Raw genomic sequence first — 10,842 nt, 5'->3', positions numbered from 1 at the left:
CCCGACCTGTCAAGCATCGTTTTGGGAGAACTCACTGTTACGCTCATTTCCGATCACCCGCACAGTCGCCCCGCTCGACGAGGAGCCCGCCCGTGACGACCCCCAGCGCCCCGCCGGCGCCACCGTCCCCGCGCGCGACGCCGCCGGGTCCCCTGCTGCGCGCGTGGGGGGCCGCTGCCGGCACCGGCGCGCTGCGAGGGCTGCTGCGGCCGCCGCACCTCGCCCTGCCGGTGCCGAGCGCCGCCGAGCGCGCGGTGTGGCGGCTGCCCGACGCGGGCGACACGGATGACACGGGCGACGTGGACGACGCGGAGGGGGCGGAGGGGGCGGAACGGCCGGGAGCCGCCGACGCCACCACCGTGCGCGCCGTCCTCGCCCGCGCCCGCGGTGACCTCGGCACGCCCTGGCCGCAGCCCACGGCCTCCGGGTTCGCGCGCTACTGGCGCGACGGCGACCGCGTCGGCTACGAGACCGCGGTCTTCGCCCGCCAGCACCGCCTGTCCCGCGCCGTGCTCGCGGCCGCGGTGACGCTGGAGGACCGGTGGCTCGACGAGGTCCTCGACGGGGTCGTCCTGCTGTGCGAGCAGAGCACCTGGTGCTGGCCCGCCCACGACGACACCCGGACCCGGCACGGCTCCGTGCTGCCCACCGTCACCGACCCGTACCTCGACCTCGGCGCCGGTGAGGTCGCCGCCCAGCTCGCGTGGACGCTGCACCTGCTCGGCGAGGCGCTCGAGGAGCGCTCCCCGGGCCTGCGCACCCGCGTCGGGCACGAGGTGCGCACGCGCGTGCTCGACCCGTACCGGGCACGGCGGGACTGGCACTGGCTCGGCCTCGACGGCGACGTGCACAACTGGAACCCGTGGATCCTCGGCAACGTCGTCACCGCCGCGCTCGTCCTCGGCGACGACCTCGGCGACGACCTCGGTGACGGCCCCGGCGCGCGCGCCGAGGTGGTCTCCTCGGCGATCGCCGACGTGGACCGCTACGCGGCGTCCCTGCCGGCCGATGGCGCGATCGACGAGGGGTTCGGGTACTGGTGGAACGGGGCGGCCCGGCTGCTGGAGCTGCTGGAGGTCCTCGAGCACGCGACGGGCGGGGCGCTGGGCGCCACGGGGATCGACCCGCTGCGCGAGGTCGTCGCGTTCCCGCACCGGATGCACCTGGGCGGCCCGTGGTACCTGAACCTCGCCGACGCCCCGGCGCGGCCCGGCGGCGACCTGCCGTGGGAGGTGCTGCACCGGTGGGGCCGGCGCCTGGACGTGCCCGGGGCGGTGGCCCTGGCCGCCTCGCACCGCGCGGCGGGCCGGCCCGCCGCGACGGAGGCGCCCGGGCTGGGCCGGCTGCTGCGGGCCGTGACCGACCCGGCCTGGTGCACCGTGCAGCCCGCTCCTCCCCCGCTGGAGCGGGACGTGTGGCTGCCGTCCACGCAGGTGCTCCTCGCCCGCCCGGCCGCCGGGGACTCCCGCGTCGTGCTGGCCGTCAAGGGCGGGCACAACGGCGAGCACCACAACCACGACGACGTGGGCGAGGTCGTCGTCGCGGCCCACGGGGTGCCCGTGCTCGTGGACCCCGGCCGCCCCACGTACACGGCCGTCACCTTCGGCCCCGACCGGTACACGCTGTGGCCGCTGCAGAGCGGCTGGCACAACGTGCCCGTCGTGCGCGGCCACGAGCAGCTGCCCGGCCGCGACCGTGCCGCCTCGCACGTGGTCGCCGCCGCCGACGACGGGACCGCGTCACTGGGCCTGGAGCTGTCCGGCACCTACCCGGGGGGCAGCGGCGTCGAATCCTGGCGGCGCACGGCCGTGCTGCACCGGGCCGAGGGCCGCGTCCGCGTCACCGACGCCTGGCGGCTGCGGCCGCGGGCCGGGGAGGACGCCGGCCCGACGCGGCTGCACTGGGTGGTCGCGGGCGAGGTGACCTCGCTGGAGCCCGGCCGCGCCGTCGTCTCCGGGCTGCGGGGCGCGGGTACGGTCGTGCTGCACTGGGAGGCGGCGGCGGCCCGCGCCCGACTGGAGGAGCGTGCGCTGGACGACCCCCTCCTCGCCGACGTCTGGGGGGACCGGCTCCTGCGCCTGGTGCTCGAGCTGACCGACCCGCCGCCCGCCGGCTCCTTCGACCTGCACGTGGAGGTGGGACCGTGAGCGTCGCCGAGAACCGCCGGCTGCTGCCGGCGACCCGCAGGGCGCAGGTGCTCGACGTGCTGCGCCGTCACGGCACCGTCCGCATCTCCGAGCTCGTCGACGAGCTGGGCGTCACGGCGATCACGCTGCGGCGCGACATCGAGCAGCTCGCCGCCGAGGGTCTCGTGCACCGCGTGCACGGCGGGGCGACGCTGCCGCCGACCGCGCCGGCCACCCCCGTGCCCGGCGCCACCCCCGCGCCCGTCGCCGCCGGGGGCCGGGCGGCCCCGGCGCCGGGCCCGCCCGCGGGCACCGGACGGGCACCCGGCGAGCAGGGCCGGGCGCCGGCCACCACCACGGCGCTTGGGATGCTCGTGCCGTCGCTGGACTACTACTGGCCCGGCGTGGTGCGCGGCGCCGAGGAGGAGGCGCGCTCGCGCGGCGCCGACGTGGTCCTGCGCGGTTCCTCGTACGTGGGCGACGACGAGAGCCCCCAGCTGGAGCGCCTCGCCGGCCAGGCCGGGGTGCGCGGCCTCCTGGTCGCCCCCACCCTGGACGGTCCCGGCACCGCCGCCACGCTGGAGTGGCTGGCGCACGCCCCGCTGCCCGTCGTGCTGCTGGAGCGCACCGCCGCCCGCGGGCCGAACCGCGAGGCGTTCGAGTCGGTCGTCTCCGACCACCGGCTGGGCGCAGCGATGGCGGTGCAGCACCTCGCCGGCCTCGGGCACCGGCGCATCGGCGTGGCGGTCACCCGTTCCAGCCCCACGACCCCGCACGTGCGGGCCGGGTGGCGCGAGGCCTGCGAGGACCTCGGCCTGCCGCACGAGGACGCCCTGGCGGTGGACCTGCCGCCCCGCGTCGCGGGCGACTGGGACGCGGCCGTGGACGACCTGATCGACCGGGCCACCGGCACGGGCACGACGGCGCTGCTGGTGCACTCCGACCCCGACGCGATCGCGTTCGTGCAGCGCTGCGAGGCCCGCGGGCTGTCCGTGCCCGGTGACCTGTCGGTCGTCTCCTACGACGACGAGGTCGCCGGGCTGTTCCGGCCGGCGCTGACCGCCGTGCGCCCGCCGCGGCGCTCGATCGGCCGCGCGGCGGTCGAACTGCTCACCGCGCGCCTGGCCGACCCCGGCCGGCCCGCGCACCGGGTCCTGGTCAGCCCCTCGCTGCAGGTGCGGGAGTCCACCGCCCCACCGCGCTGACCCCGCGCCGACCCCGCGGGGCCGCGACCCCGGTGGAGCGGTGACGGCCGGGGCGCCTCACCGGGCGAGGGGCCCGTCGACGAGCGCGTCGACGACGCCGGCCCCGACGCCGAGCAGCAGCACCGCGGTGGCGGCGGCGCACGCCGCCGCCACGGCGTACGGGCGGGGCCGCCGGTCGCCGGGGCCCCCGTCCTGGTCCTGGTCCTGGTCCGCGTCCGGGTGCCCACCCGCCGGGCCAGTCCGGTAGGCGGGCACGAGCCAGCGCAGGTAGTAGAAGAGGCTGGCGACGGTGTTCAGAGCGGCGACGACGACCAGCCAGACCGTCCCGGCGTCCCACGCCGCGGTGAAGGTGGTGAGCTTGCCCGCGAAGACGGCCGTGGGGGGCGTGCCCACGAGGCTGAGCAGGCACACCGTCAGCGCCGCCGCCAGCGCCGGGCGCTCGCGGGCCAGACCGCGGTAGGAGGCTAGGGTGCGCCGGTGCGGCAGCGCCGCGACGACGGCGAAGGCGCCGAGGTTGGTGACGGCGTACCCGGCCAGGTAGAGCAGCAGCGAGGGCAGCGCCACCTCGCTGCGGCCGGCGACGGCCACGGGCAGCAGCAGGTAGCCGACCTGGCTGACGGTGGACCAGCCCAGCAACCGGAGCGGGTCCTCCTGCCGGAAGGCTGCGAGGTTGCCCAGCGTCGCGCTCAGCGCCGCCAGGACGGCGACCAGCAGGGGCCAGTCGACGCCGCTGCCGCCCGCGCCGTCGCCGGGCAGCGCGTCCAGGAGCCGGTAGGCGGCCACCAGCGCGCCGGCCTTGGGCACGGTCGTGAGGAACGCCGCCGCGACCGGGTCTGCGCCCTGGGCGGCGTCCGGCACCCAGAAGTGCAGCGGCGCTCCCCCGGCCTTGAACAGCAACCCGGCCAGCACCCCCACCAGGCCGACGGCGACCACCGCCACCGGGGCCCCGGCCAGGCCGGTGCTCAACCCCGCGTAGCTGGTGCTGCCGGCGACGGCGTGCAGGAGCGCCACCCCGCCCAGCAGCAGGATGTTCGCCAGGGCCCCCAGCAGGTACGCCTTCACGGCGGCCTCGGCGGCCAGGCCGGTGCGCGAGGCCCCGATCAGCGCGTAGAGCGGGACGGAGGCCAGCAGGTACGCCACCGCCAGCACCAGCAGGTCGCTCGCCCCGGCCATCACCACCGCGCCCAGGGAGGACAGCAGCAGCAGCGCGTACGTCTCGCTCTCGCGGTGGGAACCGGCGAGCTCGTCGACGCCGAGACCGACGACCAGCAGGGTCGCGGCGGCGACGACGACGCGCACCGCCCCCGTGGCGACGTCCACGGCGTAGGTCTGCGCGTACACCGTGTGCGCCGTCCCGGCCAGGTCGAGGCCGGCGGTGACGACGGCGCCCAGCAGCGCGGCCACCGCGACCAGGCGGGCGACCCACTGCCGCTGCCGGGGCAGGAACGACCCCGACAGCAGGGTGGCCAGGGCGCCGGCGAGCAGGCAGACCTCCGGCAGCAGCTCCAGCGGCTGCTTCTGCATCGAGGCGTCCACGGCGGCGCCTCACCGCCCCACGAGGTCGGCGAGGCGCGCGGCGGCGGGTTCGACCACCTCGAGCAGCGGGGCGGGAAACACCCCGATGAGCAGGGAGAGCAGCAGCAGCGGCGCCACCGACCAGAGTTCGGTGACGCGCAGGTCGCCGAACCCGAGGGAGTGCCCGGTCGCCTCACCGGTCAGCAGGCGCTGGATGGCGCGCAGGAACAGGGCGGCGGTGACGAGGATGCCGAGCAGGGCGACGGCCGTCACCGGCGCGGTGGCGATGCTGCCGGTGAACACCTGGAACTCGGCGATGAACCCGCTGAAACCCGGAAGGCCCAGCGAGGCGAACGCGGCGACGGCGAACAGGGCGGCGTAGCGGGGGGCGGGCCGGGCCAGGCCGCCGAAGCGCGCCAGGTCGTAGGTGCCGGCCCGGTCGTGCAGCACGCCGGCGAGCAGGAACAGCGCCGCGGTGATGAGGCCGTGGCTGACCATCTGCACCACCGCTCCGACGAGGGCGACCTGCCGGGCCTGCTCCGCCGATCCGGTGACGACCCCGGCCGCGCCGACGGCCAGCACCACGTACCCCATGTGGTTCACCGACGTGTACGCCACCATGCGCTTGAGGTCGGTCTGCGCCAGTGCGACGAGCGCGCCGTACAGGACCGAGACGATCCCGACCGCGACGACCACCCACGCCCAGTCGCGCCACGCGTCGGGCAGGATCGGCATCGCGATGCGCACGAAACCGTACGTGCCCATCTTCAGCAGCACACCCGCCAGGACGGCCGAGCCGATCGCGGGGGCGTCGGTGTGCGCGGGCGGCAACCAGGTGTGGAAAGGCACCGTGGGCGTCTTCACCGCCAGGCCCAGCAGGATCGCCCCCAGCACTGCCGCGCCGGCCGCGCCACCGCCCTCCAGGGGCGCGGCACGGGTCAGCTCCACCATGTCGAAGGTGTGCGGATCGGCGGCCAGGTACAGGCCGATGAAACCCAGCAGCAGGGCCAGGGACCCCAGGAAGGTGTAGAGGAAGAACTTCACCGCCGAGCGGCCGGCGTCGCCGTGGCCCCACCCGGAGATGACGAAGTACATGCCGACGATGGACAGGTCGAAGAAGACGAAGAACAGGATCAGGTCCTGGGCGGCGAACAACCCCAGGCAGGTGGTCTGCAGGAAGCAGAACAGCGCGGCCTGCTGACGGGGGCGTTCTCGAGCGGTCAGGGAGTGCACGGAGCAGGCCGCGAACACCACGACCGTCAGGGCCAGCAGCGGCCAGGACAGCCCGTCCAGCCCGACGTGGTAGCTGCTGCCGACGCCCGGCATCCAGCGCGCCCGCTCCTCGAACCGCAACCCGCTCGCCGCGGGGGCCGGGTCGCGCAGCCACATGGCGGCGACCAGGACGACCTCGACGGCACTGAGCACCAGCCACGTCCAGCGGGCCGCGGCGTCGGGCAGGCGGCGCGCCACCGCCAGGACGACGGCCACGGCCAGGGGCAGGAACACGACGAGACTGAGCACGCTCACCTCACCAGCAGGAGCAGGACGGCACCGGCGGCGAGCACCGCGACGGCTTGGACGTAGTAGTGGTGCAGCTGCCCCGTCTGCGGGTGCCGCGCCAGCGACCCGAGGCGCCGCACAGCCGACGCGACGCGCTGCACGCCGGCGTCCACGACGCTGGTGTCGGCGCGCCCGAGCCGGCGGGCGGCGTGCAGCGTCGCCGCGGCGGCGCCCTCGACACCACGGTCCAGCACGTGGTCGTCGAAGCGGGCGAGCACCCGGGCGAGGCGTTCGGTGGGCCGCACGACGCCTGCGGAGACCACCCGCGACAGGCCGAGCCAGTCGCGCGCCCAGCGGGGTTCCGGCACCCCCCAGCGCCACACGACCGCCACGGTCAGCAGAGCCAGCGCGGCGGAGACGACGAGTTCCGCCGCACCCGGTGCGGGCGCACCGGGTTCACCCAGCAGCCGCAGCAGCACCTGGCGCACCGGCGGCAGCGCCACGACGCCCAGGGCCGCGGCGGGCACGGCCAGCACCAGCAGCGGAACCTGCTCCAGCCGCCCGACGTGCCGGTCGCCCTCCTCCTCGGTTTCGAACTCGCGTTCCACGTCGCGCGGTGCGGTGCGCCAGATGAGCACCAGCACCTTGCCGGCGTAGGCGGCCGAGAGGACCGCGGCGAGCAGTCCGGCCGCGTACAGCCACCCGGAGGTGCGCAAGGTGGCGGCGAGGAGCTCGTCCTTCGTCGCCCACAGCGACAGCGGCGCGACGCCGGCCAGGGACAGCGCCCCCACCGTCGCGCAGACCCCCACGGCGCGCCGGCGCCGCGCCACCCCGCGCAGGGCGTGCAGCTGCTTGGTGCCCAGCGCGGACAGCCACGCCCCGGCGGCCAGGAACAGCAGCGCCTTCGTCGCGGCGTGCGCCACCAGGTGCGCCGCACCCCCGGAGACCGACCCCACCCCGGCGGCCAGCACCACGAACCCCAGCTGGGCGGCGGTGGAGGCGGCCAGCAGCTGCTTCAGGTCGCGCTGCGCCAGGGCCACCGCGCCCAGCAGCACGGCGGTGGCCACCCCGATCCACGCGGTCGCCGTCGCCGCCCAGCCGGTCGCCTCCAGCAGCGGCACCACCCGCAGCAGCAGGTACCCGCCCATGGCGACCATGGCCGCGGAGTGCAGCAGGGCGCTGACCGGGCTGGGACCCTCCATCGCGCGCGAGAGCCAGAACGAGAACGGCAACTGCGCCGCCTTGCCGAGGGCCGCCACGAGGACCCCCGCGGCGACCACGTCGCGCCAGCCCCCGCTCGCCTCCGGCAGGTCCGACAGCGCCAGGCCACCCCCACCGGCCAGGGCGGCGGCCACCGCCAGGTACAGGCCCAGGTCCGCGCAGCGCGTGGTGAGGAACGCGGCGTCCCCGGCCGCCACCCGGTGCCGCTGCCACCAGGCGAACCCGATGAGGGCGTACGAGGTGGCGCCCATGACCTCCCACGCGAACAGCAGCGCCGGCAGCGTCGTGGCGGTGGCCGTCACCACGACCGCGGCGACGAACAGCAGCAGCAACCCGTGGAAGCGCCCCCGGGCGACGTCCACGTCGGCGGCGGCGAACACGGCGACGAGGAGGGCGACCGCGGTGACGGTGGGCACGACGAGCGCGGCCAGGCCGTCCACGCCCAGGGCGAACGGCGCGAAGGGCAGGAAACCCGCCGACACCGACGGCCGCTGCACCGCCGCGAGCACCGCCAGGGCGCACTCGGCGAGCAGGACCGCGACGGCCGCACCCGGCGCCCAGCGCCGCTCGCGCTGCTGCCCGAACGCGCTGACCGCGCACAGCAGGGCACCGGTGAGCGCCGGCAGGGCGACCAGCGCCCACAGCGCCCACCCGGCGGCACCGTTCGCGGTGGTCGCGGTGGTCGCGGTGGTCGCGGTGGTGACGTCCACGGTGCTCACCGGTCCAGGTCCGTGGCCGTGTCGGTCGTGTCGGAGCCGCGCGAGCGGTGCAGCAGCGTGGCGACGGCGAAACCCGCCGCCATCTCCACGGTCATCGCCGCGACGACCACCAGCAGCAGCACGTGCCCGTCCGGGGAGGGCGCCAGGAACCACCACAGGCCCGCCGCGGCGAGGATCACCGCGTTGATCATCAGTTCCAGGCCCATCATCACCATGACGACGACCTGCTGGGAGATCGCGCCGTACAACCCGACGGCGAACAGCGCCGCGGCGACCACGAGGACGGCTTCGAGGCTCACCGGCCCACCCCTCCCCGCTGCGGGTCGTCGGCAGGGCGGCGGCGCAGGTCGTCCCCGAGGCGGTGGTACCGGCCGCGCGGGTTGGCCAGCACGAGCGCAGAGACGATCGTGGCGAACAGCACGGGGCTGACGACCAGCATCACCAGCATCTTCGAACCCATCACCGCCTCGCCCAGCGAGGCGGTGAGGTCGACCGCCGGGGCCCCGCGCCGCTCCGGCCACGGCACCAGCAGCGCCCCCGCGGCCAGGGCGACGAAGGTGCCGGCCGCCACGCCCAGCGCGGTCTTCTTCGAGTGCACCATGCTCATCGGCATCAGCGCCGGGTTCATCCCCATGAACATCACCATGTAGACGGCCATGACGGCCATCTCCATGACCATCATCAGGACGGTGACGACGCCGACGTAGTCCAGGCTCAGCATCAGGACCTGCGCGCCGACGGCCACGAACGACAGCGCGAGCGCGTACGTGGCGCGCGCCATGGAGTCCGTGCGGAACACCGCGACGCCCGCGGCGACCGCGACCACCCCCAGACCCCAGAACAGCACCGCTTCCAGCCAGGCAGCCATCCCCATCACCCCGCCACCGCGACGATCGACACCACGAGCAGCTGCAGCAGGGTCAGCGGCAGCACCACCACCCAGCCGAGTTCCACGAGCCGGTCCGGGCGCAGCAGCGGGAACCGCCCCCGCACCGCCACGAGCACCGACACCAGGGCCACCGTCTTCAGCAGGCTCCACAGCCACCCCGGCAGCCACGGGCCGGCCCCGCCGCCGAGGAACGCGGCGACGGCGAACGCCGAACCCGCCACGAGCAGGGCGTAGCGGCCGGCCAGCAGCAGCAATCGGTCCACGCCGGAGACCTCCGCGAGCACGCCCCCGGCGACGTCGGCGCCCGTGGGCGAGGAGAACGGCCCGCGCACCGAGAACGCCACCACGCAGCCGCAGAACACCACGAACGCCACCGGCATCCACACCACGAACCACAGGTCCTGCTGGGCGGCGACGACGTCCCCGACGCGCAGGCTGCCCGCCGCCACCGCGGGCGCGGTCAGCGCGAACATCAGCGGCAGCTCGTACGCCAGCGCCTGCGCCAGGAACCGGTAGCCGCCCACCAGTGCGTGCGCGCTGTTCGGCCCCCACCCGGCCATCCACACCAGCGCCCACACCAGGACGTCCATCGCGTTGAACCACACGACGCCCACGCCGAGGTCCGACAGCGTCCAGCGCCCCAGCGGCACCACGGCGACCATCAGCAGCGCCGCCACGAGCAGGCCACCACCGCCCAGCCGCCACAGCAGCCGGTCCGCGGCCAGGGTGGTGCGCCGGCGCTGCCGCAGCAGCCGCGCCACCTCGCGGCCGGGGGCGGTGAACCCCGGTACTGCTCCGGGGCCCGTCCCGGCGTCCAGGCACGCCGCCCAGGCCGCGACCAGCACCACCAGCAGGGCCGCCGGGACGGCCCACAGCGGCGACACCTCGACCACGTCAGGCACGCGCGTCCTCCTCCCGCCGGGACCGCAGCGCGGCGGCGTCGACGTCGAGGCTCGCCACCACCAGCCGCACCGCGCCCAGGTCCAGGCCCGTCACCAGGTCCGGCAGGTCCTCGGGCGGCACGGCGGCGCAGCCGCCCGGTGCGGCACCGGCCGCGGGGTCCGCGGCGGACAGCGCCTCGCGCAACCGGTGCCGCAGGCGGTCCAGCACGTCCGCGCCCGACGGGTCCTCGCGGACGCCCAGGCCGTGCAGCGACCAGCGCAGCGTCCGGGAACGCTCGACGCGGCGCGCGAGGCGCCGCAGCGCGGTGGCGCAGTCCTCCAGCGGGACGCCCTCCAGGCAGCGGTCCCGCACAGCGAGCGCCTCGGCCGCGGCGGAACCCCACCCGGCGAGCGCCAGCACGCCGGCCGCGTCGTCGCAGCGCGAGGCGACGACGTCGCGGCGCGGGTCGTCGCTCAGCGCCTCCGGCGGTGTCCCGTCGTGGTCGGCGCCGCCGTCGAGGATCTCAGCGGTGGCGTCGACGACCACGTCGCCGGACAGGGTGCAGGTGAGGACCAGGCCCGCCGGCCAGTGCGGCAGCACCGGGCCCAGCGGCACGTGCAGGACGTCCATCTCCAGCCCGTCGCGGTCGTCCTGCCCGCTCGCCAGGCCGATGCCGCCGGGCATCGGCATGTCCATGCCCTCGTGGTCCATGCCCTCGTGGTCCACGCCCTCGTGGTCCACGCCCTCGTGGTCCACGCCCTCGTGGTCCACGCCCTCGTGGTCCA

The 10,842-nt window shown here is 76.3% G+C and carries 9 protein-coding genes; 2 read left to right on the top strand and 7 right to left on the bottom strand.

Going from position 1 to position 10,842, the window contains the following annotated elements; translation table 11 throughout:
* Nucleotides 1-92 precede the first annotated feature (92 nt).
* On the top strand, nucleotides 93-2,147 hold the full coding sequence (locus MN205_RS21425) for a heparinase II/III family protein (RefSeq protein WP_242123864.1): 2,055 nt from the start codon (nucleotides 93-95) through the stop codon (nucleotides 2,145-2,147).
* Entirely contained in the window at nucleotides 2,144-3,331 is a 1,188-nt protein-coding gene (locus MN205_RS02110) for a substrate-binding domain-containing protein (protein ID WP_242123863.1), read from the top strand. Before MN205_RS21425 ends, MN205_RS02110 begins: the two co-directional genes overlap by 4 nt.
* Nucleotides 3,332-3,388: 57 nt before the next feature.
* Here the strand turns inward: MN205_RS02110 and MN205_RS02105 are convergent, their stop codons facing one another.
* From MN205_RS02105 to MN205_RS02075, 7 genes are all read right to left on the bottom strand, one after another.
* Nucleotides 3,389-4,855, bottom strand: a complete 1,467-nt coding sequence (locus tag MN205_RS02105) for an NADH-quinone oxidoreductase subunit N (protein ID WP_374115811.1) — start codon at nucleotides 4,853-4,855, stop codon at nucleotides 3,389-3,391.
* 21 nt (nucleotides 4,856-4,876) lie between these two features.
* On the bottom strand, nucleotides 4,877-6,367 hold the full coding sequence (locus tag MN205_RS02100; RefSeq protein ID WP_242123859.1) for a NuoM family protein: 1,491 nt from the start codon (nucleotides 6,365-6,367) through the stop codon (nucleotides 4,877-4,879).
* Between the two features lie 2 nt (nucleotides 6,368-6,369).
* The gene (locus MN205_RS21420; RefSeq protein ID WP_374115810.1) at nucleotides 6,370-8,202 is read right to left on the bottom strand and encodes a proton-conducting transporter membrane subunit; all 1,833 of its coding nucleotides are present in this window, start codon (nucleotides 8,200-8,202) and stop codon (nucleotides 6,370-6,372) included.
* An 80-nt stretch (nucleotides 8,203-8,282) separates the two neighbouring features.
* Nucleotides 8,283-8,585: an NADH-quinone oxidoreductase subunit K gene (locus tag MN205_RS02090; protein WP_242123855.1), complete on the bottom strand. Its 303-nt coding sequence runs from the start codon at nucleotides 8,583-8,585 to the stop codon at nucleotides 8,283-8,285.
* Entirely contained in the window at nucleotides 8,582-9,154 is a 573-nt protein-coding gene (locus MN205_RS02085) for an NADH-quinone oxidoreductase subunit J (RefSeq protein WP_242123853.1), read from the bottom strand. Before MN205_RS02085 ends, MN205_RS02090 begins: the two co-directional genes overlap by 4 nt.
* A 5-nt stretch (nucleotides 9,155-9,159) precedes the next feature.
* A complete protein-coding gene (locus tag MN205_RS02080; RefSeq protein ID WP_242123851.1) occupies nucleotides 9,160-10,077 on the bottom strand; it encodes a complex I subunit 1 family protein in 918 nt (305 codons plus the stop codon).
* Nucleotides 10,070-10,842 (bottom strand): hypothetical protein (locus MN205_RS02075; protein ID WP_242123849.1); only part of this gene is annotated, 773 nt, incomplete at its 5' end. The genes MN205_RS02080 and MN205_RS02075, both read right to left, overlap by 8 nt.

The organism is Kineococcus sp. TRM81007 (genome assembly GCF_022669155.1).
Taxonomy (GTDB): Bacteria; Actinomycetota; Actinomycetes; order Actinomycetales; family Kineococcaceae; genus Kineococcus.
Note: the sequence above shows the minus strand (reverse complement) of the source record. Positions and strands in the feature narration are given on the sequence as shown.